This is a genomic window from Acinetobacter legionensis, from assembly GCF_048551735.1.
Taxonomy (GTDB): domain Bacteria; phylum Pseudomonadota; class Gammaproteobacteria; order Pseudomonadales; family Moraxellaceae; genus Acinetobacter.
This window is the reverse complement of record NZ_JBIMBV010000010.1, coordinates 141,525-165,332: the sequence shown is the minus strand read 5'-3', so window position 1 is coordinate 165,332 and position 23,808 is coordinate 141,525. Positions and strand designations below refer to the sequence as shown.

The 23,808-nt window shown below is 34.8% G+C and carries 20 protein-coding genes and 1 pseudogene; 7 read left to right on the top strand and 14 right to left on the bottom strand.

The window, feature by feature from the left end; genetic code table 11:
• Positions 1–79: 79 nt before the first annotated feature.
• Positions 80–1,765 (bottom strand): DUF4034 domain-containing protein, encoded by a 1,686-nt coding sequence (locus ACG9ZL_RS11245; protein ID WP_419360034.1) that lies wholly within the window; start codon positions 1,763–1,765, stop codon positions 80–82.
• Entirely contained in the window at positions 1,762–3,657 is a 1,896-nt protein-coding gene (locus tag ACG9ZL_RS11240; protein ID WP_419360032.1) for a cytoplasmic protein, read from the bottom strand. The genes ACG9ZL_RS11245 and ACG9ZL_RS11240 overlap by 4 nt, the downstream gene beginning before the upstream one ends.
• A 171-nt stretch (positions 3,658–3,828) precedes the next feature.
• Here ACG9ZL_RS11240 and ACG9ZL_RS11235 point away from each other — a divergent pair, with 171 nt between their 5' ends.
• Positions 3,829–4,530 (top strand): SIR2 family NAD-dependent protein deacylase, encoded by a 702-nt coding sequence (locus tag ACG9ZL_RS11235; protein WP_336950923.1) that lies wholly within the window; start codon positions 3,829–3,831, stop codon positions 4,528–4,530.
• Between the two features lie 54 nt (positions 4,531–4,584).
• Here the strand turns inward: ACG9ZL_RS11235 and ACG9ZL_RS11230 are convergent, their stop codons facing one another.
• Both ACG9ZL_RS11230 and aspA read right to left on the bottom strand, forming a co-directional pair.
• Positions 4,585–5,586 (bottom strand): hypothetical protein, encoded by a 1,002-nt coding sequence (locus tag ACG9ZL_RS11230; RefSeq protein WP_336950922.1) that lies wholly within the window; start codon positions 5,584–5,586, stop codon positions 4,585–4,587.
• 144 nt (positions 5,587–5,730) lie between these two features.
• The gene (aspA, locus tag ACG9ZL_RS11225) at positions 5,731–7,182 is read right to left on the bottom strand and encodes an aspartate ammonia-lyase (RefSeq protein WP_419360029.1); all 1,452 of its coding nucleotides are present in this window, start codon (positions 7,180–7,182) and stop codon (positions 5,731–5,733) included.
• A gap of 374 nt (positions 7,183–7,556) precedes the next feature.
• Here aspA and putP point away from each other — a divergent pair, with 374 nt between their 5' ends.
• The gene (putP, locus tag ACG9ZL_RS11220; protein WP_336950920.1) at positions 7,557–9,062 is read left to right on the top strand and encodes a sodium/proline symporter PutP; all 1,506 of its coding nucleotides are present in this window, start codon (positions 7,557–7,559) and stop codon (positions 9,060–9,062) included.
• A gap of 50 nt (positions 9,063–9,112) precedes the next feature.
• Here the strand turns inward: putP and ACG9ZL_RS11215 are convergent, their stop codons facing one another.
• Positions 9,113–9,610 carry an Lrp/AsnC ligand binding domain-containing protein gene (locus tag ACG9ZL_RS11215; protein ID WP_336950918.1) on the bottom strand — a complete coding sequence of 166 codons (498 nt, stop codon included), beginning with the start codon at positions 9,608–9,610 and terminating at the stop codon, positions 9,113–9,115.
• 120 nt (positions 9,611–9,730) lie between these two features.
• Here ACG9ZL_RS11215 and putA point away from each other — a divergent pair, with 120 nt between their 5' ends.
• Complete coding sequence (gene putA / locus ACG9ZL_RS11210) at positions 9,731–13,486, top strand: trifunctional transcriptional regulator/proline dehydrogenase/L-glutamate gamma-semialdehyde dehydrogenase (protein WP_419360027.1); 3,756 nt, start codon at positions 9,731–9,733, stop codon at positions 13,484–13,486.
• A 126-nt stretch (positions 13,487–13,612) separates the two neighbouring features.
• On the opposite strand, the gene ACG9ZL_RS11205 is transcribed toward putA, so the two are convergent.
• The 5 genes and pseudogenes from ACG9ZL_RS11205 to ACG9ZL_RS11185 form a co-directional block, all read right to left on the bottom strand.
• Positions 13,613–14,179 (bottom strand): TetR/AcrR family transcriptional regulator, encoded by a 567-nt coding sequence (locus tag ACG9ZL_RS11205; RefSeq protein ID WP_336950916.1) that lies wholly within the window; start codon positions 14,177–14,179, stop codon positions 13,613–13,615.
• A gap of 29 nt (positions 14,180–14,208) precedes the next feature.
• Positions 14,209–14,553 (bottom strand): DMT family transporter, encoded by a 345-nt coding sequence (locus tag ACG9ZL_RS11200; RefSeq protein ID WP_336950915.1) that lies wholly within the window; start codon positions 14,551–14,553, stop codon positions 14,209–14,211.
• A 911-nt stretch (positions 14,554–15,464) separates the two neighbouring features.
• The gene (locus ACG9ZL_RS11195) at positions 15,465–15,689 is read right to left on the bottom strand and encodes a hypothetical protein (protein WP_004719860.1); all 225 of its coding nucleotides are present in this window, start codon (positions 15,687–15,689) and stop codon (positions 15,465–15,467) included.
• A 128-nt stretch (positions 15,690–15,817) separates the two neighbouring features.
• Positions 15,818–16,751 (bottom strand): annotated as a pseudogene (locus tag ACG9ZL_RS11190) (alpha/beta hydrolase).
• A gap of 131 nt (positions 16,752–16,882) precedes the next feature.
• Positions 16,883–17,098 carry a hypothetical protein gene (locus ACG9ZL_RS11185; RefSeq protein WP_336950913.1) on the bottom strand — a complete coding sequence of 72 codons (216 nt, stop codon included), beginning with the start codon at positions 17,096–17,098 and terminating at the stop codon, positions 16,883–16,885.
• A 338-nt stretch (positions 17,099–17,436) separates the two neighbouring features.
• On the opposite strand from ACG9ZL_RS11185, the gene ACG9ZL_RS11180 reads away from it, so the two are divergent.
• Positions 17,437–17,718, top strand: a complete 282-nt coding sequence (locus ACG9ZL_RS11180) for a hypothetical protein (RefSeq protein WP_336950911.1) — start codon at positions 17,437–17,439, stop codon at positions 17,716–17,718.
• Positions 17,719–17,977: 259 nt separating this feature from the next.
• Here ACG9ZL_RS11180 and ACG9ZL_RS11175 read toward each other — a convergent pair whose 3' ends face one another.
• From ACG9ZL_RS11175 to ACG9ZL_RS11165, 3 genes are all read right to left on the bottom strand, one after another.
• On the bottom strand, positions 17,978–19,204 hold the full coding sequence (locus tag ACG9ZL_RS11175) for an acetamidase/formamidase family protein (RefSeq protein ID WP_419360025.1): 1,227 nt from the start codon (positions 19,202–19,204) through the stop codon (positions 17,978–17,980).
• 316 nt (positions 19,205–19,520) lie between these two features.
• Positions 19,521–19,901: an MliC family protein gene (locus ACG9ZL_RS11170; protein WP_336950909.1), complete on the bottom strand. Its 381-nt coding sequence runs from the start codon at positions 19,899–19,901 to the stop codon at positions 19,521–19,523.
• Positions 19,902–20,467: 566 nt separating this feature from the next.
• Positions 20,468–20,593, bottom strand: coding sequence for a hypothetical protein (locus tag ACG9ZL_RS11165; protein ID WP_004821939.1), 126 nt, complete (start codon positions 20,591–20,593; stop codon positions 20,468–20,470).
• Between the two features lie 210 nt (positions 20,594–20,803).
• On the opposite strand from ACG9ZL_RS11165, the gene ACG9ZL_RS11160 reads away from it, so the two are divergent.
• Positions 20,804–21,268: a DoxX family protein gene (locus tag ACG9ZL_RS11160; RefSeq protein WP_419327309.1), complete on the top strand. Its 465-nt coding sequence runs from the start codon at positions 20,804–20,806 to the stop codon at positions 21,266–21,268.
• A gap of 93 nt (positions 21,269–21,361) precedes the next feature.
• Here ACG9ZL_RS11160 and ACG9ZL_RS11155 read toward each other — a convergent pair whose 3' ends face one another.
• A complete protein-coding gene (locus ACG9ZL_RS11155; protein ID WP_419327310.1) occupies positions 21,362–21,763 on the bottom strand; it encodes a hypothetical protein in 402 nt (133 codons plus the stop codon).
• A gap of 493 nt (positions 21,764–22,256) precedes the next feature.
• Between ACG9ZL_RS11155 and xseA the strand changes: the two genes are divergently transcribed.
• Both xseA and xseB read left to right on the top strand, forming a co-directional pair.
• Positions 22,257–23,519 (top strand): exodeoxyribonuclease VII large subunit, encoded by a 1,263-nt coding sequence (gene xseA, locus ACG9ZL_RS11150; RefSeq protein ID WP_419327311.1) that lies wholly within the window; start codon positions 22,257–22,259, stop codon positions 23,517–23,519.
• Positions 23,512–23,706 (top strand): exodeoxyribonuclease VII small subunit, encoded by a 195-nt coding sequence (gene xseB, locus ACG9ZL_RS11145; protein ID WP_034615548.1) that lies wholly within the window; start codon positions 23,512–23,514, stop codon positions 23,704–23,706. Before xseA ends, xseB begins: the two co-directional genes overlap by 8 nt.
• The last annotated feature ends 102 nt before the right edge of the window (positions 23,707–23,808 follow it).

Sequence of the window (23,808 nt, the reverse complement as noted above, 5' to 3'; positions counted from 1 at the left end):
AAGCGTTAGATTGGCTTACACCATTAGAGAAATTTGCTCAGCTTGTTGATTATCATAAGACTTTTCAAACTGTCGCACCTCATGTTTGAATTCGCCCAGAATTAATATAACGATGGTCTTGTTGCGACTTTTCTAAACCTAATCGGCTCTGTTCAAAATACCCTAAACTCTTTTTTAAATATTCTTTAGGTTGAGATTGATTTTCATCCATACTTAAATTTAGATAATGTATACCCATATTATACATGGCAATATAATGACCTTGATCTGCTGCTTTTTTTGCATAATACAGTTCTTGTTTCACATCATATAAGGCATGTTCAGCCAAAGAGTGAATATAACCAGCACTAAAGCAACAATACACAAAGCCTAAATCTGCACCTTGATGTAATAAATCTATAATAAAAATATATCCGTGATCATCATCAAAGTTGTTTGCGACACGAAAAAAACAACAGTAACGCCCTTCAGGATAAGCTTTTGGTGCTTCCAATAATTTTGCCTGTTCATACCAAGATTGAGCAACCAATGGATTTTTTTCAACACTTGACCAACCATGTTGACATAGAAAACCATAAAGAACCGCAGCACTGGCAAGATGCTTCCGATTGGACAACGCTATTCGGCCTAAAAAATCTGAATCTTGAGCATTATGTCGCCAAAAATAAGTTGCACGATCAAGATCATACTCATCAAATACAGGATAATCTGCGGCGTTTTGATAACAAGATAAAATTCTTGGATCACTTTCATCTAACAGATAATAAAAATACGCCAATTTTAAAAAGATAACTGCTCGATTACGTTCCGTTAAGGGGCGTTTTAAGATTGCTTGGGCTTTTTGGATATATTTTTTTATTTCAAGTGTTTGATCTTTATCAAAACTCGTATCAAGCGTATCAAACCATACGATATAATTTAATTCACTTTTTTCGATTTCACTAAAATGTTGACACCAATCCGACTGAGCAAAATCAATAATGGCCTGATGATCGTGTCCCCATCTTGGCAATAGATACCAACAATAATCTCTTACCGCAAGCAAGCCAAAACCTGATTCTTCAATAAATATTTTTAACCAAAAAGCAGCATCAGCTTGAGGTAAATCAATTTCTTCTTTCAAATTTAGATATTTTAGTAAAAGTTGAGGTACATCTTGGGGTAGATCAATTTTTAAATCTTGATTTAAGCCACTTTTCTGCGCCATTGCTTGGGCTGAAGCATTTATTTTATGCACTAAATTTGAAGGATATCGACGCCTAAGCATCCACTCAGAAAACCACTCGGGTTCATCCAAGTGAACTGCCGAATTTAATAGATGCAGCGCAATTGTCCATGTATCCGAACTAAATGCAAAAGCTTGCATTGCGGAAGCATACAACTGCTTTTGCGCCTCTCTTGCACAATCCCACATTTCATCTGTAACATTGCTTGACCATTCTTGCCCACGATATTCCGCTGCCCAAAAAGCCCAATAACGCACACGAACAATATAAGGAAAAAAACTTTCTGGAAAAGCCAAATGCCATTCATTGATATGTTTTAATGCAGTTACGCCATGATTTAAGAATATGTCCTTAAACATTTGTTTGGGCTGATCAAACCATTCATTTTCCCAAAGCTGCGGCGATTTATGACTTCGACTTTGCCATAACACATTGAAAAAATCTTCCAATTCTGCATAGTTTTTACTTTCCAATAAACCTTGCGGACAATGGATATCTTTACGAAATACTTCATGGGTATATTCAGATTTAATCATCATTCAGCTACTTTGTTTTTATTATGGGTTGAGAATAAATCAATATTCCATGAATAAAGTGACCAATTATTGGGATATATGGATTGATATAAGTGTAAGTCTTGCTTTGCAGAGCGATCATAATTTTCAAAATCTGAATGTTTAAACATCAAATACAGCTCACGCCCTGCGACATATTTCTCGCCCATATCCTGCCAGCTAGAACAACAGTCTTGAATAATATTCGATGAAGCAACAATGTATTGCCATGCATCATATTCCTGTAATTCATAGAACTGCACCAATAACCGTATAGTAAATATTTTTTGAATATGGCTAAACACCAAAATATCTCTTAAATAACTTGCAGTACCAAATTCACTACTTGAATAAAGATTTTCTAATTGAGCGATTTGAAAATATTGATTTAAAAAATAACGAATCTGTTTCTCTTTAGAACCTGCTTTTTTCTGTTTGATATTTAACAATTGATTTAAATGGTTTTTATATATTTCTGGATGCTGTTCAAAATGCGCTAACGTTAAGCTATCCACTTGATACCATTGAATATGATTACGAAAATAAATCAGATCACCAGTTGCAAGCATCCATTGCTTACGATTGTCCTGCTTTAAATTTAACAGCATCCAAGGCAAAGCAATGATATAGACGATAATTTTAATCATCCAACCAAGCAATGGAATCTTGCTTAAACCATATAAAGTCTGAAGCAACCAGAAATAAGGCTTAAAGATCACGCTCCACAGCGATTTCTTTGACTTTGCTTGACTTAACTCAACCTTTAAATCAAATTTTTTCTCAGTTTGCTTTTGATTTGTATAAGCAAGGATTTCTTCTATATATTTTTCTGATGGGTGCCTGATATGTTCTGGACGATTTAGTCCCAGTAAAAGATGCTGAATCACATTGGTTTGATGATCATATTGTTCCAATAGATGATGATTTTTCATCAACAGCGTTTCAATTTTACAAGGATCATCTAATTCATTAAAATAGAAATATAAGGCTTGATTGACATGATTGGTTAAATCTTCATTTATCTCAGGTTGATAGACGATTCCCATGCTTAAACAATCAGGATTGTGATTATTATTTGGTTGAATATGATTTAAAAATAATAAGACATCATCTGCATATTTTTTAACTGGTGCTTGATTCTGCTTACCCTTAATCTGCTCAATACACCAGGCTTCACCATCCCATTCTAAACTGATGGTTACATGGGGCTTATTGCTTGAATCCCTTAAGCTAAAATAACGAAATATCCCCTGCTCTTTTTGCGTCACATAGTATTCACCATAGCCATCTTTCAATTCAATCAGGTTGCTAAACTGCCCTAAACAGTGCTGCATATAACGTGATTCAAATGCCATTTCCTTACGTAACAACATTCCTGTTGCCGTAATTTCAATAAACTTGCCTGTATTTACAGTTAAAACTTCATCAATTGCCTGCTCACTGCTGTCCCATTGCCCTTTTTCTAAACGCTTTTTCATTGCTTCATGATCTTTATGCCAAGCTTCTAACACTTGCTCATAGGTCATTTTCATGAATTTGCCTTTTAAATTGCTTTTTAAACGCGAATTAAAAAACTCTAAAATGGGCTTTTCCAGCTCCAAAATCTGTTCATGTAAAGGATCAACATACAACATCTGATGTTCTGGCTGTTGTTCAAGCTTGTTCAAAAACCATGTAGGAATGGGCTGCGGAAGTTGACAAATTTTCCAAGCAGAGACCGAATTTACATGAAAAACTGGATTAAATTGTTTAATCACATATTCAAAGAATTTCTTTTCAAACCATTGGGTAATTTCTGGATCATCTTTCCGGCGTTGACTACGCTCTACAATTGTCTTTTTTACTTCAGGGGCATTGACAATATCACGTGTTTCCATGCTGTTCCAATTTAACTTATTTCTAGTACATTTGATTTTTATAAAAAATATTCGAAATGATCGAAGTATGACTGACTATTATTTTATAACAAATTAATTCCAATAAAAAACGTTTCAGTCATATTTCACAATATTTATGTTAGCATTTTAAAAATTTTAATTGTTTATCCTATGAAAAAAATTGTAGTTTTCTCAGGTGCGGGAATGAGTGCGGAAAGTGGAATCAGCACTTTCCGAGATAGTAATGGCTTATGGGAGAATTATGATATTCAAGAGGTGGCTACACCTGAAGCTTGGGAGCGTAATCCTGCATTGGTGCAACGTTTTTATAATGAACGACGTCAACATATTCTCCAAGCCCACCCTAATCAAGCACACAATATCATTGCTCAATTCGAACAACATTTTGATGTCATTGTAATTACTCAAAATATTGATGATCTTCATGAACGTGCTGGAAGCCAACAAGTTATTCATTTACATGGCAATATTCGCCTTGCTAAAAGTTCTAAACCCAATTCGCAGTACACAACTCAGTTTTATCCTATAGATGGTTGGCAATTGGATCTAGAACAACATAAATGTCCTGAAGGATATCCACTTCGCCCCCATGTGGTTTGGTTTGGTGAAGCAGTTCCTGCTTATGAAGAAGCAGTACAGATAATCCGTGATGCTGATATTTTTATTGTTATCGGCTCCACATTAACCGTTTACCCTGTGGCAAGTTTGATACACGAGATTCCAGAACACTGTGATGCATATTATATTGATCCACAAGCCAGTTATGAGCGTGTTCCCCAACAATATCAATGTTTAAAAATGAGTGCGACTGAAGGGATGCAACAGCTTTTTGAAAAACTGACAACACATTAAAAAACCAGTGCAATTGCACTGGTTTTAAAAATTACAGCATAGCACTAAGCAAAATTATTCATTTTCATCTGTAGAATTCATCTGATCTTTTGTTACATCTTTAGGCGCTTTAGTCGATGATGAATCATTAAATAATTTATTCATTACAGGTTTAATCACTCGATAAATAATCAAGCCAATAAATACCAGTAAATAAAGAGGCCAAATGGTGACTAAAATAACCAATAAATCCAAAATAAATTGCCAGCCATATTGAACACCTTCCCAAGCACGCTTCCAAAAACTATCACCGTTTAAGCGTGCCACAGCAGCAACATCAACATCCAGACTTTCTCTCACCATCGCAGGTTGCTTAATGGCAATACTAATCGTGCTAAAACGCACACGATCTTGAACTTCAAGTTGGGTTAAACGGGAAATTTCATTCAGCTGTGATGGTTTGGTATCACTTGGAACGCTTTGAGTTTGTCCAATTTTTTCTTCTAAAAGCTTTAACTCAAAACGCTTAGCAGAATATTGTTGTTGATTTAAAAAGTACATCAATGGCAATAACTGATTGACATATATCGCAGCTTTATCACTCGGTACTCTGACAATGATCTCAGCATGCGGATCAACTTTTTCAAAAACTCGGATTTTACCATCCGCAATTTTTTGTGTTTTTACATCGAGTACATCAAAACTGATATTTTTCTGCTCTATAAAGCCACCCGCTTGAAAAGTGAGCTTATCAATTTCTAAAGCAGTTTTCACCACATCTTTGGCTGTGAAATTAACCTGTGCTTCTCGCACCATACGACGTGCTTTTTCTGCTTGGCTGACATCGGTACTTAAAATAGTTTCAGGTTTTTGTTCAGTCAGAGGTGTAGTATCAACAGAATTTTCACTAGCTTGCTCAGTACTTTTTTCTGCGGCATCAGCCGCTTGAACAGCATCCTGAGCAACGACTTGTGCATCTTGAGCAGCTGCTGAAGTTTCAGCAGCTTGTTCCGATTTTTTCGCGCATCCAGAAAGAAGTACCAAGCTTAAGGCGAGAATTAAATGTTTATTATTCATAGATTATTGACTTTTGTTGGTGATTTTAAATTTTGTTGAATTATAAAGAAACTTTACTTTTTTTACCATGCATAAAAATACAGCACCCAAATGCTGTATCTATCAGATCTTTTTTACACGGATCAATAGCCGTAATTCAAACAATTAGCCTGCTTTACCGATTTCTTCATATGGCTGTACTGCAATTTCTGCAATCATATTTTCAAAAGAGAAAATTTCATCTAGACGTTCTTGGCTCAATAAACCTTGTTCAAGTACAACCTCTTGAATGGTTTTATTTTCAGCAATACATTGCTTCCCAATTTCATCACACTTCGCATGACCTAAAATTGGATCAAGTAAGGTAATTATTCCGACACTACGCATCACAGCATCAAAACAGGTTTTTTCATTGGCAACCACACCTTGAATACACTTCTCATCCAAGGTTTGGATTGCATGGATTAGTAACTCAATTGACTCATTCATGGTAAGTGCAATCACAGGTTCCATAACATTTAACTGTAATTGGCCTGCTTCTGCTGCAAAGGTAATGGTTAAATCATTACCAATCACTTTAAATGCAATTTGATTGACCACCTCGGGAATCACTGGATTGACTTTCGCTGGCATGATCGATGAACCAGCTTGTAATTCAGGTAAGCGAATTTCCCATAAACCTGTTCTTGGGCCAGAACTTAATAGACGTAAGTCATTACAAATTTTAGAGAGTTTTACAGCCAAACGTTTTAAGGTGCTTGAAAGGATAATAAATACACCGCAATCACTGGTCGCTTCAACATAATCTTCTGCACCACTTAAGTTTAATCCTGTTAAGGCTTTTAAATTTTCATTGACCTGGGTAGCATAACCATGAGGCGTATTTACGCCTGTACCAATCGCAGTAGCGCCTAAATTAATTTCTAATAAAAGTTCACGGGTTTTTTTAATTAAACGAACATCTTCTTTGAGTAATGTAGCAAAGGCATGAAACTCTTGCCCTAATGTCATTGGGACAGCATCTTGTAACTGTGTTCGTCCCATTTTTAACACATATTGAAACTCAGCAGATTTCAATGTCAGTGAACTAATCAAGTTATTGATTTTTTCAAATAACAAATCCAGTGAATAGTAAGTTGCTAAACGTAATGCTGTGGGATAGACATCATTGGTCGATTGAGATTTATTAACATGGTCATTTGGATGGATGATGTCATAACGTCCTTTCGCATAACCTAAAGACTCTAACGCAATATTGGCAATAACTTCATTGGTATTCATATTAATCGATGTACCCGCGCCACCTTGGTATACATCTGTTGGAAATTCATCTTTCCAATTTTGCGGATTTTCAATCAGTTCATCACTGGCTTTTTGAATTGCTACACTGATTTCTTCAGAGATCGTATTAAATTGCAAATTAGTTTGTGCCGAGGCCTTTTTGACCTGAGCCAAAGCACGAATAAAAAAGTTTTGCTCTCCAACGGTATGTTTAGAAATATTAAAATTTTCTAAAGCTCGGATTGTGTGAATGCCATAATAACTGTTTATAGGAACTTCTTTACTTCCTAACAAATCTTTTTCTATTCTTGTAACTTCAAGTTGAACCGTTTCCATGTGATCTGCTCATTATGTATTTATGCACTATAGTTGTGCAGTGATAATAATATTCCTTCTCATCTGCTTTTGTACTAGCAAAAGATGTCATTTCGATAAACAATTTTATGGAACTATCAATTAAATGTTAACAATGTAACTTTACGTAAAGTATAATCCCACAGTCACTTAAACACTCCCAGTAGAATTTTTTAGATATAAATTGCTGATTATTTGCATTTGTATCTAAAGTTACAATCGGATACATAAATCTTGCACAATCACCTTATAAAAATCACAGCGATATTTTTTAGTTGTGTGAAAGAATTCGCTCGTGAAACTTATGCGATAAAAAATAAAACTTGGAGATTTACTCCACAAGGACTGAATTAAATATGGACTCACTCAACCCCACAGTTGTAACGTTTATCTTTTATATTATTGCAATGGTTTGTATTGGCTTATATGCCTATAGAAAAACCACCGATTTCTCAGATTATATTTTGGGAGGTCGAAGTTTAGGGAGTTTTGTCACCGCACTTTCAGCGGGTGCATCGGATATGAGTGGTTGGCTACTCATGGGACTACCGGGTGCAATTTACCTGACTGGATTATCTGAATCATGGATCGCAATCGGGCTTATTATTGGTGCTTGGCTCAATTGGTACTTGGTCGCAGGCCGTTTACGTGTCCATACTGAAATACAAAATAATGCATTAACATTACCAGATTATTTCACCAGCCGTTTTGGTGATAAAAAGAAAGTGATACGTATCATTTCTGCACTGGTCATTTTAATCTTCTTTGGTATTTACTGTGCTTCAGGCATGGTGGCAGGTGCACGTTTATTTGAAAGTATTTTTGCTATGAACTACACCACTGCTCTTTGGGTCAGTGCGATTGCAACCATCAGCTATGTGTGTATCGGTGGCTTCCTTGCGATCAGTTGGACGGATACATTTCAAGCGGGCTTGATGATTTTTGCATTGCTTTTGGCGCCAATTATGACTTTCTTGGCAGTTGGTGATTTACAACATGTCAATCAATTGATTGAAACCGCACGCCCCCATGCCGCAAATATGTTCCAAGGAGTTAGTTTTATCGCCATCATTTCATCAATGGCATGGGGCTTAGGCTATTTTGGACAACCACATATTCTAGTCCGTTTTATGGCAGCAGATTCAGTGAAAACTATTCCCAATGCTCGTCGTATTGGTATGGCGTGGATGATTCTATGTTTAGCAGGTGCTGTTGCTGTCGGTTATGTTGGTATTGCTTATTTCCAAGCACATCCGGACATTCCGTCTGCTGCAATTGTGGCAAAAAATCCAGAAACAGTGTTTATGGAATTGACCAAAATTTTATTTAATCCATGGGTTGCAGGTGTTGTTTTAGCCGCTATTTTAGCTGCTGTAATGAGTACATTAAGCTGTCAGCTTTTGGTATGCTCAAGCACCTTGACTGAAGATTTATATAAATCTTTTCTTCGCAAAAAAGCCTCACAAAATGAGTTGGTTTGGGTCGGTCGTTTAATGGTTTTAGCTATTTCAGTACTGGCTATCATTTTGGCATTTAACCCAGAAAGTAAGGTACTTGGTTTAGTCGCTTATGCATGGGCTGGTTTTGGTGCAGCATTTGGTCCACTTATTTTATTGTCTGTGTTCTGGAAACGTATGACTTTGAATGGTGCAATAATCGGTATCATTGTCGGTGCTGCAACAGTAATTGTTTGGAAAAACACGATGGTACATACCGGTTTATATGAAATCGTTCCAGGCTTTATCCTGTCTTTCATCAGTATCATTGTGGTCAGTTTAATGGACAAAGCGCCTGAAAAAGATGTGATTGATCGTTTTGAAAATGCTGAACAAATTTATAATCGTGAAATGAAAAACATGTAAATTCATGTGCTTGAATAAATCATTAGAGTTGGGGCATTCATGCCCCTTTTCTATTTCTTTACTTTCGCTTTAAAATTTAAATGTAATTGTGAGCTGTCTTTAATCACTTCCATTACTGGATAACTACGCGTTTCTTTTACCCCAGGCAATTGCCATAGCACCTGCCCTGAAATACGACGAAACTCTTCCATATCAGCACATCGAATCTTTACCAAAAAATCAAAACCACCACTGATCATATGACATGCCATAATTTCTGGATATTGTACGATTGCATCTGAAAACGCATCTAAAGCATTGGGTGTGGTTTTATCTAAAAGAATCTCAACAAATACAACAAAATTAGCGCCTAACATTTTTGGATTTAGTTTTGCTTCATAGCCTAAAATAAACCCTTCTCCTGTCAATTTCTGTACTCGAGCAAGCGCAGCTGTAGGCGATAAATTGACTTTTTCAGCCAGCTTAATATTGGAAATTTTCCCATCTTTTTGCAAAATATCCAAAATTCGAATATCTATACGATCCAAGTTTAAATAAGCGCTTTCCATAGAATAATTCTCTAAATATTATTCAAATTATAGTGAGTTATTCACTAAATATTCTGTAATCATAAATTATATAAACCCATCTGCTCAACAAAAATATTTGCTAGTCACAGGACGTTGACAATGAATATGGATTCACCTCAAGTTTTAAACGCAAACCTACTGCCAAGTTTGGATTACATTACCGAATTTAAAGACAAAACTGATTTTGAAGAAAAAATCAATCATGCATGGCGTCTTGCTGAGTCGGAATGTGTTGAAAACTTACTTGAGCACAGTCAAATTTCTGAAGAGATGAATCAGAAAATCTATGACATTGCATTTAATTTAGCGCATAGCTTACGTGACCGTAAAAGTTCATCAGGCAAAGCAGGGATTGTACAAGGACTGCTACAAGAATTTTCATTGTCTTCACAAGAAGGCATTGCATTGATGTGCCTAGCTGAAGCCTTATTGCGTATTCCTGATAGTGCGACCCGAGACTTATTGATTCGCGATAAAATTAATCAAGGTAACTGGAAAGATCATTTAGGCCAAAGTAATCTCATGTTTGTCAATGCTGCTGCATGGGGACTCATGCTGACTGGCAAACTGATGGAAACACCTAAACAGACTAGCCTTTCTGGGATCCTCACTTCGCTTTTAGCACGTACAGGTAAAGGCATCATCCGTAAAGCAGTTGATGCAGCAATGCGTATGATGGGTGAGCAATTTGTTACTGGTGAAACCATCGAAGAGGCTTTGGACAATGCCAAAACCCTTGAAGACAAAGGTTTCCGTTATTCTTATGACATGCTTGGTGAAGCTGCACTGACTGAACACGATGCAGATCGCTATTTCGAAGACTATACACAAGCGATTCATGCCATAGGTAAAGCGTCTGAAGGTAAAGATGTTTATACTGGTCCAGGAATTTCTATTAAACTTTCGGCTTTACATCCACGTTATCAACGTTCTCAAACCGAACGTGTGCATCATGAACTTTATCCTCGTATTTTAAATTTAGCACTTTTAGCAAAGACTTATGATATTGGCCTCAATATTGATGCAGAAGAAGCGGATCGGTTAGAGCTGTCTTTAGAATTACTTGAGCGTTTATGCTTTGAGCCACAACTAGCAAACTGGAAAGGTATTGGCTTTGTGATCCAAGCCTATCAAAAGCGTTGTTTCTATGTGGTGGATTATATTATTGATCTGGCAAAACGCAGTCAAAAACGTTTAATGATTCGTCTGGTCAAAGGTGCTTACTGGGACAGTGAAATCAAAAAAGCACAAATTGACGGTATGTCTGACTATCCAGTGTTTACCCGTAAAGTGCATACAGATTTGTCTTATATTGCTTGTGCAAAAAAATTATTGGCTGCACCTGATCAAGTGTATCCGCAATTTGCGACACATAATGCACAAACGCTTGCCACAATTTATGAGTTAGCAGATCCACAAAAATATTATCTTGGTCAATACGAATTCCAATGCTTACATGGCATGGGTGAACCACTCTATGAACAAGTAGTAGGCAAGGTTTCAGATCAAAAATTAGGGATTCCATGTCGTATTTATGCGCCTGTCGGTAATCACGAAACCTTATTGGCCTATCTAGTTCGACGTTTATTGGAAAATGGTGCTAATACCTCATTTGTTAACCGTATTGCTGATAAAAATATTAAAATTGCAGACTTGATTGAAAACCCAGTTCAAGAGATTTTACATACTGCAGAAAAAGAACATGCAATTGGGCTAAAACACCCTGCTATTCCACTTCCTCATAATTTATATCAAGGCATACGCCAAAACTCTCAAGGTTTAGACCTAGCCGATGACAGTAAATTAAAGGATTTAAATCAAACTGTTCAGTACTATTTAAAACACCAATGGAACAGTTATAGCCTTGTCGATCAGCTTGATTTACGAGATTTATCAGAAATAAATTCGCAAGAAATCCGTAATCCAGCTGATCATGCAGATCTAGTTGGTTATGTGATCGAAGCAGAAACAACACAAGTGGATTTGGCCTTAGATAACGCTCATCAAGCTTTTGAAAATTGGAAAAATGCATCTCAAGATTTTCGTGCAGAGTTATTGCTCAAAGCTGCTTCGATTATGGAGTCGCGTATTCAGGAGCTAATGGTTTTACTATGCCGTGAAAGTGGTAAAACCTATAGTAATGGTATTGCTGAAGTACGTGAAGCTGTTGATTTCCTCAGATACTATGCAGCACAAATGCAAAGCATTGAGGAAAATGGGACACTCAGCCCACTGGGTACAATTTTATGCATCAGCCCTTGGAACTTCCCACTTGCAATTTTTACTGGACAAATTTCGGCAGCACTTGTTGCAGGAAATACCGTAATTGCTAAACCTGCTGAACAAACCCCATTAATTGCAGCACAAGCAATTCAAATCTTATGGGAAGCAGGAGTTCCAAAATCAGTTGTACAATTACTTCCTGGTCGTGGTGAAACAGTTGGAGCAAAACTCAGCCAAGATGAGCGTATTCAAGGCATTATGTTCACAGGTTCCACTGAAGTTGCTAAGATTTTACAAAAAACCGTAGCACAACGTCTGAGTCCAACAGGTCAACCGATTCCGCTAATTGCTGAAACAGGTGGTCAAAATGCGATGATCGTAGATTCTTCTGCACTGACAGAACAAGTCGTAATCGATGCAGTAAACTCAGCATTTGATAGTGCTGGTCAACGTTGTTCTGCCCTGCGTGTATTGTGCGTTCAAGAAGACAATGCAGCAACCTTAATTAAGATGCTTAAAGGCGCCATGCAACAGCTCAACATTGGGCAACCTATTTTGCTTAAAACAGATATAGGTCCAGTGATTGATTCTGAAGCGCAACAGAATATTGAAAAGCATATCGAAATGATGCGTAGCAAGGGTTATGCAATACATCAACTTGCTTATGAAACACCAACATCTGATTTAAATGCAGGCACATTTATTGTTCCGACGGTGATTGAACTTCCAAATCTTAATGATTTAAAACGTGAAGTTTTTGGACCTGTATTGCATGTCATTACCTATAAATATGGTGAATTAAAGCAATTGTTAGAACATATCAATGCAAAAGGATATGGTTTAACCATGGGTTTACATACACGTATCGATGAAACTATTCAAACTACCATTGAACATGCGGAAGTGGGTAACTTATATATTAACCGTAATATTGTAGGGGCTGTTGTTGGCGTACAACCTTTCGGTGGTGAAGGCTTATCAGGAACAGGGCCTAAAGCTGGCGGTCCGATTTATTTATATAAATTAATGCAGCATACAGCCCTACCAAAGCATCCTTTTGGTACTGTAAAAAATATCTCTGAACAGCTCAATCTAAAACCATCTGAGATTCAAAGAGAATTTCACACTTGGGCAAAACAGCATTATTCACAATGGACTTTGCATCAGTATCAATCACCGATTGCCTTATATGAGCTCCCGGGCCCAACAGGTGAATTGAATCAATATCATGTTGTATCACGTCATCGGATATTGGCAATCGCAGAGCAAGAACAGGCTTTGCTGAATCAATTTAATGCAATTTTGTCTCTCAATACGCAAGTCTGTATTTTAAGTGATGATGCGATTGCTTTAAAAATGATTCAAGCGATGCCAAAAGTATTGCAACAAAAATTTTCGATGATCAAGGATGTTGTTGCTGGAGAATTTGATGCAGTTTTACATCAAGGTGCGGGTCTAAAAGAATTACAGACCCAGATTGCGCAACGTCAAGGTGCAATTGTCGGCATAACTCACTTAACGGATTCCAATACAATTGTTCCACTTGCACCATTACTCATTGAGCGTGCGATCAGTATCAATACTGCGGCTGCAGGCGGAAATGCAAGTTTAATGACTTTAGGGAGTGAATAAACCATAAAGCAATGATTTAAATAATTTTTCCATTCCAAGCCAAAATCAATTGGCTTGGTTTTTTTTAGAATTTTTATTTTAGTTTGTAGATATTGATTTTGCTTAAAAATCTGAGCAAATGAATCACTATTCAGGATAACTCCTTAACAATAATTCCTGTTTAATTTTCTCATAATTATCCTGTATTTTTGGGGATAGACTTTCTACAAACCAGACCCCATCGGCAGCATAACGTAATATTTTTAATGTGACAGAATAATCAGTTTCAGCATGTTGAGATAACCGTCGTGTTAGCCATTGATCCCACTTCTCACTGTAAGATTTATCTGTCATCAATGTCATGCTTAAAGCACTCCATATAGTGTTGACTCCAAATGAAGAACTTAAGGTGACATCAATATATGCGCGAGTAAAGCAGCCATAAGTGACTGGATCTTTTTCAATTGCTAGGCTGACTTGCTGGTCCAATTGTTGGATTAACTCTTCCAACATTGCCTCAATTAAAACTTGTTTATTGGCAAAATGATGAAATATACCACCTTTAGTTACACCTGAATGAGTTGCAATACTTTGAATCGACACACCATTTACACCGTGTTCAGCAACTAAATTCATCGTGTTGGCTAAAATTAATTTTTTAACACCTTCAGGATCTTTTTTACGTTGATAAGCATTTCCAACAATTTTATCCATACTCAAATCTTACCCGCTTCGTGCTTTTATCAATGTCCTGCTGATGTTGAAAATAAATTAATCACCAATACACCTGAAATAATTAATCCAATACCTGCAATTGCAGCAAAGTCTAAGCTTTGTTTGAAAATGAAGTAACCCACCAAAGCAGTGAGAATAATACCAACACCAGCCCAAATTGCATAAGCAATACCTAATGGAATTGTTTTAATCACTTGAGAAAGTAAATAGAAAGAAATCACATAAAAAAACACCACCAGTAAACTTGGGACTAACTTTGTGAAGCCTTGGGATTTCACTAAGAAAGTTGAACCAGTTACTTCAGCGAGGATAGCGATAGCCAATAAACTATAGGCAAAAAGTATAGAATTCATAAATTCATCAAAAGATACCAGTTGGTTGGTATGTTATATAAATTCAATTTACAATACAATCTTTAGCTATTTGTAATCTCAGCCATTAAATTTTATGAAGAAAAAAGCAACATCACTTTGATAAAAACTAGTTTTATAAAAAAAGGTGAGTTATCAATATGATACTCACCTCTTTTTTTCAATTTCCCACCTAATCAGGTTGGATGAATAAAGTAGAAAAATGAAATTATAAACAACAAGGCAATTATCGCCAAAATTAAATACGTGTTTACCGTGTTGAAACTCTTTATAAAGTTTAAAATTTCCATTATTTTTCGTCACAAAATAAACCAGTATTTATTTTAATATATTTTGTCACAATTTGTAAGATAATTAAGCCTAATTAAATTAAAAAACACTTAAAAATAAGTCTAACTGGCTACTTTTACGGCATCAATAGATATTAAAAAGATTTATTATAAATGATAAATATTCTCACATATTTGTTTTTATTCAGTTATTATGCAGGTTTTGATACCTATATCACAATAATTATTGCAGTACCCTGCTGTTTAAAAAATATTCAAACTCATTAGTTTTTCTTAATAAATAATATTATTAATGCATTAACCGCATGGTAAAAAAATCAAAAAAAAGAAATATTTAGATACATCATCCAAAAAAAGTGGATAAAAAATGAAGAATTAATAAAAAAGTGTTACAAGTTGTGTTTAACAATGGTCGCGGATGTCAATATTCTAAATGTGATAAATTTAGATTTTTAAAAGCAAAGAGTGATCCCTGCTGGATCAAGTAAGGGCTCTAAAGATATATTACTTTTCTCATGCAATATGATAAAAAATTCACACTCATTCCTTGAGTTGTAAATTTTTTAATAAATGATAATTTTATTATTCTTTTCAGTAAAAAACTTACTTCACCTCAAAATGATGTTTTTCTGTGACCAATTTAATTTTTATATCTTTGTAGTAGCGGACCATTGTGTTATTTGGATCTTTTTTCAGTGCATCTGCAAATTTATCTTCATTCATTAACTTCGCATAAGTTTTATAGCCAATTTCTAAAGTTGATGCTTTTTTACTAGATTCTTGAAATTCATCTATACGCTTGTTGATTTGCTTTACACTAATTTCCATTTTTCATTTCTCGCTACAATTTCATTTTTTATAACATGCTTTTATGACAATACCGTTTAAATCATTATTTTTTGAGTTTATTTTGCAGCAACATTTTTCTTCAAAAACATAATAGTTTGATTAAATATTTATTGACTCGCTTTTTTACCTAAGAAAATCGATACTCATGGACCAACCATTCTTTTGATTCGGGGTAGGAAATAGCTTGAACGAGAATTTTGCTTTTCTTGCAAAGCTTTTACAAAAGGAATGGATTTCGTATCAGTCAAAAAATCTTTATTTCCCCCACTGATAAAAAAACAGGCGGATAGTTTTTGGTAAAAAGCTGTAGAGGTGATCAAAGTTTTAAATATTCAGGATTATCTTTTTGATTAGCTATATAAACTTGGACAAGCTTATTTACCCTCACTCAATCAGTTTGATTTCATCTGGTGCTGTATGGATAAAAGCATTCATATCATAGATCCCACATTACAAGATCAATTCCTTAAGTTGTGAAGCTTCTATCGTAGCTATAAATCCAGATTGCATGGAGATATTAGGGCTCGTGAGAAGCACTACATAAGGACTGGCTGAATTAATCCCAGCTGAATCCCCTGCTAAAAATAATTGATCTGCATTTATATGGTTTTTTTGCATTTTGCTGGATAAATTGCAGTGCGATATTGATTTGATACAATTGCGTTGGATAAGTTGCTTGTGCTGCAAATTGCTATCGCTCCAAAACAACATTATAACTTTATGCTGCAAGCAGCTTAAAATATCCTTTAGCATTATCTTTAGCACCTGAAATCCAACCACCACCATGAATCCAAATCACGCTTGGACGTTTTATCAAGGTGTTGAATATCTTTTGACTGCTAGAGATCTAAACTGAGTTTTAGCTGTTCTTGTTAACGAATGTTATTTCTAACAATGACATTCTTTGGTGCATGTTTATCTATCAAATAGTGTTCAAGTATCAATCACCTTAGCAAGGATTTTGTTATTTTTTTGCATATTTTGGCAAGCTGATAATGTGAATAGTGAAATTAAACAAATAAGAATTTTCAGTTTACACATTTTGATCTTAAAAATGTTCGATCATTGTGATTTTCACATTATCGATAACTTCAATTTTGACCCAAACATAGTCTAAAAAATGAAGTCTTTTACTTTTAATTTCAATGCTAAAAACAACTAAAAATTTTAATTTATATTTGCGCGATTTGTTGATGTAGACTTTGCAAAAATAAATCCGCTTCAGCTTTGGTTTGACACATTTTATGATATAGGCCATTGGCATTTTGATTGTGCGGGGTATATTCTATATTTATAGAAAAATTCTGCGTAATCATATTTTTAGAAACATGTATCGCGATAATATGCAGTGAATTTAGGTAAAAACCATCTTCTATTTTAACCAGCATTTTAAGCCTCAAACTTTATAACACAGAGAGAGTAAGACAAAAAAGCCCATCTTTTGATGAGCTTATTATTTAAATATTTTAAACTTAATCATACTTCAATTTAGCCAGTATTTAAAATTTTTGATTATTTATTATGTAACAAAAGGAATATCCACTAATAATTTTCTTGAACAATACAATAAAAAAATTTAACACATCATCAAAAATCAGCTTTAGATTGTCCGACATTTTTTCACCTGATCAAAATACTTTGATGTTAGATTGAAAAAATCGTGATACTTATCACATTTCATAATAAAAGTTATTTTATCTAAATCTCTTTTATGGAGGTTGTTAATATGAATTATTTGATTATTTTAAATTCATCACAGGCACACCATTTTGATGAAATGCATAAGCTCATTTGTGACTATGATGCTTCAATTCGAGTAAATCCTACCACTTGGCTGATCAATACAACTTATGAAGCCAACATCATTCGCCAGCATTTAGCGAATATTATTAGTATTCATGACTCATTGTTAGTCTTTAAGATCGATGGTGAACATTCTTTTACCAATGATTTAGATTTAAATGACTGGATAGAGGATATAAATAGTAAAAGTATGATTCATGTTTAAATTTTGCGTACTGAATGGACATGACCAAAGTTTAAACCAACCCGATTGATCATGTTTCAAAAGTCATGCCTTTCCTGTTGAGAGTCAGAATCACAATAAAATGTAGTTTCAAAGCATAAATGATTGAATTGAAGGAAATGAATGCATAACGTTTAAATTATCGTTTTATGGATTATATATTATTTTAGATCTAATCATAAATCCTTGAAATTACATCACGGCGGTACTTTCAAGGATATTTAATTAAGCAGCTTTAATTTTATTTATGGTCTTCAACAAACTCTTTAAAGTCAGCTTTACGTATTTTGGCATGAATTCCCTTGGTCTTATCTACCACTTGCGATACTTCAAAATCAGTAGCAGCACTGAGGTAGGCATAAGCAATCGCTTCATCAATACCATATTCTTGGTTTAAAAAACGGATCGCTTCACGTGTAGATTTTTTCATTGCTTCATCTAAATCTTGATCTAATCCGGGTGTGATCCAAAATTCAGCATTTTCGGCTAATGGCTGTACGATTTCTTTACCTGGGATTTTATCTTTGCCTGTTTTTAATAAAGTGAACTTGAGTGTTGCTCTTGCTGAGGCTTCTAATGCAGTTAAAGCAACTTCGCCATCACCTTGGGCAAAATGACTATCACCTGTATAAAACAATGCACCTGGCACTTGTACTGGGTAATATGCAGTTGATCCAGCACCTAACTCATTTATATCAATATTGCCACCATACATCGCGGGTGGAACTGAATGCACTGGTTCTGATGTATTCGGCGCGACTCCCATGATCCCCATGAAGGGGCTCAGTGGGAAACGAATCGATTTACCCGATTCTGTTTTTAATACCCCCTCATATTCACCCTTTGCATTTTTTTCTATTGGAGTAAATACTGAAACATTCCCATATCGCTCAGGATGTTCAGCCGAAGCATTTTCTTGTTGTGGTCTTTTAGGATACTCACCCACTAATGCACCTTTACCATGACGATTCGAAATGACGCCATATGGAACACGAGGCTCTACTTTAATGACTTCTACTTTTAAAATATCACCTGGTTGCGCACCTTGAATTGCTATTGGACCAGTCACAATATGAGGACCATCTTTATGAAAATCATGTTTTAGCGAAGATTTGGTAATATTTTTTGCTTCATCTAAAATATATTCATCCTGTACCCCTTTGGATTTAAAGAATTTTTCTGCATCTCGTCCTTGATCTTCAAGTAACCCCTCATGTGAAACTGTATCGAAAGTCACAACACTTCCCGATGGAACAGTTATCACTGGCTTTGCTTCTTTATTCGGTAAGTAACCCCAAGTAATCGTGTTTAAAGTTGATGGTACATAATAATTACCTTTGTATTCACCGTCTTTTAATTGAACAGGCTTGTTGGATAATTGCTTAAGGACATTAAAACTTTCAGCATTAACTGCTGAAGTACTGATAGCACTGCAAATAAACAGTGAAAGAACCGTCTGCTTAAACATAAAAAATACCTTTAACAATTGAAAAATAAAAATATTGCAAAGGAGTTTCAGCAAATTTCATGCCACGGTAAAATTACATTAATTTAAGCATTTCAATGAAAAGTGCGCTAATTATTTTCATCTGTGCGTTCTAATCAAGTGCATAAATGAGGAAGTATGCTTAAATATCTTATTTCAATTGAATTTTAAAGATGTCTATTCTAAATTATGGTTTGCACTCTACTTTCTACAAATCACTTGAACATACCATATTAATTTCATTATTGATTGACAATAAAAAACCCCACCAGATGGTGAGGCTGTTGAAGTTACAACTCTATTTTACTTCTTTCACTGTAAAAGATTTATCTTTTGCAAGTTCAATGGTTCCTTCATCGCCTTTAGAATGAATTGAAACACCATTTTCCCCCTCAAGACGCATACCACTTCCAGCAGGAACCTCTTTCAAGGAGTAATTATTTCCATCATTATCAGTTAATGTTGCTGTAACAAAATTATCACTGGTCTTCAGCGTAAATTGTTTCTTATCAGCTGTTTCATACTTTACCGTTTTTTCAGCTGACTCATTTGTATCAACAGCAACTGCGCTGCTACTTACCTCATTATCAGGAGATGTCGCTTTATCTTTGTCTTTTGCATTACACCCAGCAACAAAAACAACAGCTAAAAAAGATGAAATTAATAATAATTTTTTCATGTTTAATCTCGAATAAATATGGAAGTTAAGTTCTAACATAGCGCTTTAGAGCAATCCAACCACTAATTGCGAATTACTACTTGTTATCTACACAAATCATAAAAATCATTTAGAACCCTATACATTTTAAGCTTGAATTTCTTTTAATTTATATATTTAAATTTATTTTTTAATCAATTAGCAAGATGTATTGAGCTCAGACAAGTGCTGTCATTGCCGATTAGGACGAGGTAGTTTTATATCATTACAGAAAATTACTCGGCTATCATAGCTTATACCTCTAGTATGAATTCTTATAGAGAAAGCCTAAAAATTACATGAATTAGATATAAAATATCTAAATAAAACTTTGCTTTATAATTTAATAATCCTCCCACTTTTCGATATCTTTTAATTGTGAAATCGAGCCTAAAGAATCAAAGATCTATCTATAAAATGTTTGTCTAATCTCAAACAAGACTTTATTTTTACAATAAAAAAACGCTTTAAGCGTCTTATCATAAACATGATTTCGATTTCGACCAATGCATCATATCAATCAGCCCACTGTATCAGTGGGCGTTGGATTAACTGTCCTTATCCACTGAATGTGGCGTTGTTGTTTGATCTTGCTTTTGTGTATCTGTATCTCTTTTTTGACACGCTGTTAAACCGATCAGCATAGCTAAACTTAAAATTGAAAAGATTTTCATAGTTCGCTCAATTTTGCTTAAAAAATATACCATATCAAAGTATGAACTTCATAATGTGTATTTTATGAAACTTAGGTAACATTTCGAACTGACTTGCAAAATTTTAAATCTGTATAAATGACAAATTATATACACTCACCAACAATGCTTACATTTAAAAAGTTTACTCAGATTATTAAGATATTTTTTAATTTTCAGAATTATAGACACATGCTTGGTTTTCTCTTTAAAAATCCATTTAATTCGCCAAAATTTAGTCAGTTCGCCTTAATATTAACCAGAGTTTCAATCGGTTTATTTTTCTTAACAACGGGTTATAACAAATTATTTGTAGAGAAAAATCAACAAATCATGTTGGAAACGATTGTTTCTGCTGGTATACCTTTTCCAGAAGTCACAGCTATCATTGTTTCTTTATTTGAATTTGCATTCGGGCTATTGCTAACCCTAGGATTATTTACTCAGTTAACCAGCCTTATATTGCTCTTTATTTGCTTTGTAGCACTCGTAACCGTTGGTATATATACAATTCCACCGGGTCTTAATTTGATCACTTGGATAAGCTGGTTTTTTTATACCCATGATTTGCTTTATATTTTCATTTTACTTTTTATTTTTACAAACAAGCCAGATTCTTTCACGCTAGATAAACTTTTTTTCAAAAAATACTTTTAGAAATTACCCACTTTTTGGGGAAATGGGTTATTAAAATAATATATTAGTTGATTATGATGTATGAGAATTTATCTTTAAATGAAATTTTAAAATTTATTTATCTAAACAAGCATCTTCAATCAACTTACTACCCTGTGGAAATTTAGTCACAGTTCTATAAGTTTCAGTAAGATCTGCATTGTAATCATAATATCCTGAATATAAGAAAATTTTTCTAGCTTCGCAGTCGTGATAACCAATCATTTTGATATAAGTTTGAAGCTCATATTCTCTACCAAATATTATTCTCGTCACAATCACTTTATATTTAGGTTGATCCAAAGCTGTTTCTCGTTCTGCGATTAATTTATCATTTTCAGGATACCGAGTATGATCACGATCAAAATGTTCTTTGAATTTCTCTATATTTAATTTTTTATCAAAAATTGGCATTATTGGATCTGCATAACAAAGCTGTGATATCCATAAAATAAATAAAAAAAGGATTTTTTTCATAATTTATAATTTTTTGAATGCTCTATAAAAGAAGTTTAGTTTACATAAAATTAAAGCCCATCTATTGATGAGCTTTGAAGTTATTTGGTTTGTTTCGGGTCAATTTTATAACAATCGGTTCGCATTTTCGGTGAGAGTGCATTACTGTTAAGCATACTCATCCCATTCTGACTCTGATATCTAAAGCGATCATAATCACTCATTGTTGATGTAACGTTACTGACATCTGCTCCATATCCCATACAATGCGCATGATTACTTTATAAATCATAGCTGGTACAAAATACCAATAAAAAAGCTAATAAATATTAATGATTTCACTTGTGTTTTTACTTTAAAGACTAAAAAATAATTTGGTTTAAGTAGATGTCGATAACGCCCATCAACATCATAAAAATATGCCATACCCGATGTATAAGATCAATATATCTTCACCGCCTTGAGCCACCATGTTATATACTATTTTAGATAAATTTACCGTAATTGCCTTTGTATGTCTGACTTACAGCTTTCCTTAAGCGAATACCTTGCAACTGTTCAAGAAGTTATACGTGTAACTTTTGATGAACCAATATGGGTAAAAGCTGAGATTAGAAATCTAAGCATCAAGGGCGGCCACTACTACTTAGAACTTGCAGAAAAGGAGGAAGATTCAGATAAAGTCATTGCCAGTTGTAAGGCAACAATCTGGAAATTCTCTGCTGCCAAAATGGTGTTAAAGTTTGAGCGTGAAAGTGGCATTGAACTCTCTCGTGATCTCAATGTACTGATTAAAGTGAAAGCTGTATTTAATCCCCAATATGGTTTTTCAGTCAATATTGAAGCAATAGATTCAAGTTATACCTTAGGAGATCTTGCACGGCGTTATCAACAAATTTTAGAGAGACTGACCAGCGAAGGTTTACTGAATAAAAATAAATTACTGCCTACCCCATTTGATATTGAAAATGTGCTCGTCATTGCTCCTGAAAATGCTGCTGGCTTGGGTGACTTTAAGAAAGATGCAGATGCTCTCGATCAAGCTGGCGTTTGTCATTTTGTCTATCATACGGCAACGTTTCAGGGGAACACTGCGGCTACAAGTATTTCTGAAGCTTTAGCAAATGGATTACGACAATGGGCGAAAGACCTCAACACCCCACCAGATCTTATTGTGATTATTCGTGGTGGAGGTGCAGTCAATGATCTGGCCTATCTCAATGATTACAATCTCGCTGCGCTACTCTGCAAACGCTCTGTTCCAATCTGGGTAGGTATAGGCCATGAAAAAGATAGAACCATTTTAGATGAAGTAGCGAACCGTTCTTTTGATACACCGAGTAAAGTGATTGCAGGGATTCGAAATCTAATCGTAGAGCGAACCCAAGATGTGCTAGATTCTCTACAGAAGATTAAACTGTTATCTCAGCATCAAATCACTGCTTACCAAAGCCAGAATGATCAGTACATCAAAGTCATTAAAACGCTTTCTCAAGGGCAAATCAATGAGGCAAATAAAAGCTTAGATTTGATGAAAGGTACTGTTCAGTATTTGGCACAGCAACTGATTAAATTGGCATCCAATCAAGTTGAATCACTCATGCGTGAAACGCTTTTGCAAAATCCACGTCATGTCATGGCCAAAGGTTATGCTATTGTCCGTAGTGATGGTAAAGCCATTCGTTCTATTCAACAAATTTCAACTGATCGCATCCAAGTAGAGTTACTGGATGGCACGATCAACGCAAATGTGACACAGGTATTAAGCAATGGCTAAACAAGATTTAACGTTTAAAGAAGGTTATGACGTTCTAAAGAAAAATGCAGAATTATTAGAATCTCAAGAAGAACCTGATATTGATAATTTAATGAAGATTGTTGAAGAATCTATGTCTGCATATAAAGCCTGTAAGTCACGTGTAGATGCGGTGCAACAAGCTTTAAATGAGACTTTTAAGGAATAGATAAATAATAAATCTGAATGTTTAAGAACTTATAAATATGCTATTTCCCCTATAAAAATAAGAGAAATAGCATTACAAATATAATTAAATCAAAAAATTATA

Excerpts from the sequence above, each read along its gene's own strand:
- ACG9ZL_RS11245 (WP_419360034.1), bottom strand. The coding sequence starts at position 1,765 with ATGATGATTAAATCTGAATATACCCATGAAGTATTTCGTAAAGATATC.
- ACG9ZL_RS11240 (WP_419360032.1), bottom strand. The coding sequence starts at position 3,657 with ATGGAAACACGTGATATTGTCAATGCCCCTGAAGTAAAAAAGACAATT.
- ACG9ZL_RS11235 (WP_336950923.1), top strand. The coding sequence starts at position 3,829 with ATGAAAAAAATTGTAGTTTTCTCAGGTGCGGGAATGAGTGCGGAAAGT.
- ACG9ZL_RS11230 (WP_336950922.1), bottom strand. The coding sequence starts at position 5,586 with ATGAATAATAAACATTTAATTCTCGCCTTAAGCTTGGTACTTCTTTCT.
- aspA (WP_419360029.1), bottom strand. The coding sequence starts at position 7,182 with ATGGAAACGGTTCAACTTGAAGTTACAAGAATAGAAAAAGATTTGTTA.
- putP (WP_336950920.1), top strand. The coding sequence starts at position 7,557 with ATGGACTCACTCAACCCCACAGTTGTAACGTTTATCTTTTATATTATT.
- ACG9ZL_RS11215 (WP_336950918.1), bottom strand. The coding sequence starts at position 9,610 with ATGGAAAGCGCTTATTTAAACTTGGATCGTATAGATATTCGAATTTTG.
- putA (WP_419360027.1), top strand. The coding sequence starts at position 9,731 with ATGAATATGGATTCACCTCAAGTTTTAAACGCAAACCTACTGCCAAGT.
- ACG9ZL_RS11205 (WP_336950916.1), bottom strand. The coding sequence starts at position 14,179 with ATGGATAAAATTGTTGGAAATGCTTATCAACGTAAAAAAGATCCTGAA.
- ACG9ZL_RS11200 (WP_336950915.1), bottom strand. The coding sequence starts at position 14,553 with ATGAATTCTATACTTTTTGCCTATAGTTTATTGGCTATCGCTATCCTC.
- ACG9ZL_RS11195 (WP_004719860.1), bottom strand. The coding sequence starts at position 15,689 with ATGGAAATTAGTGTAAAGCAAATCAACAAGCGTATAGATGAATTTCAA.
- ACG9ZL_RS11185 (WP_336950913.1), bottom strand. The coding sequence starts at position 17,098 with ATGCTGGTTAAAATAGAAGATGGTTTTTACCTAAATTCACTGCATATT.
- ACG9ZL_RS11180 (WP_336950911.1), top strand. The coding sequence starts at position 17,437 with ATGAATTATTTGATTATTTTAAATTCATCACAGGCACACCATTTTGAT.
- ACG9ZL_RS11175 (WP_419360025.1), bottom strand. The coding sequence starts at position 19,204 with ATGTTTAAGCAGACGGTTCTTTCACTGTTTATTTGCAGTGCTATCAGT.
- ACG9ZL_RS11170 (WP_336950909.1), bottom strand. The coding sequence starts at position 19,901 with ATGAAAAAATTATTATTAATTTCATCTTTTTTAGCTGTTGTTTTTGTT.
- ACG9ZL_RS11165 (WP_004821939.1), bottom strand. The coding sequence starts at position 20,593 with ATGAAAATCTTTTCAATTTTAAGTTTAGCTATGCTGATCGGTTTAACA.
- ACG9ZL_RS11160 (WP_419327309.1), top strand. The coding sequence starts at position 20,804 with ATGCTTGGTTTTCTCTTTAAAAATCCATTTAATTCGCCAAAATTTAGT.
- ACG9ZL_RS11155 (WP_419327310.1), bottom strand. The coding sequence starts at position 21,763 with ATGAAAAAAATCCTTTTTTTATTTATTTTATGGATATCACAGCTTTGT.
- xseA (WP_419327311.1), top strand. The coding sequence starts at position 22,257 with ATGTCTGACTTACAGCTTTCCTTAAGCGAATACCTTGCAACTGTTCAA.
- xseB (WP_034615548.1), top strand. The coding sequence starts at position 23,512 with ATGGCTAAACAAGATTTAACGTTTAAAGAAGGTTATGACGTTCTAAAG.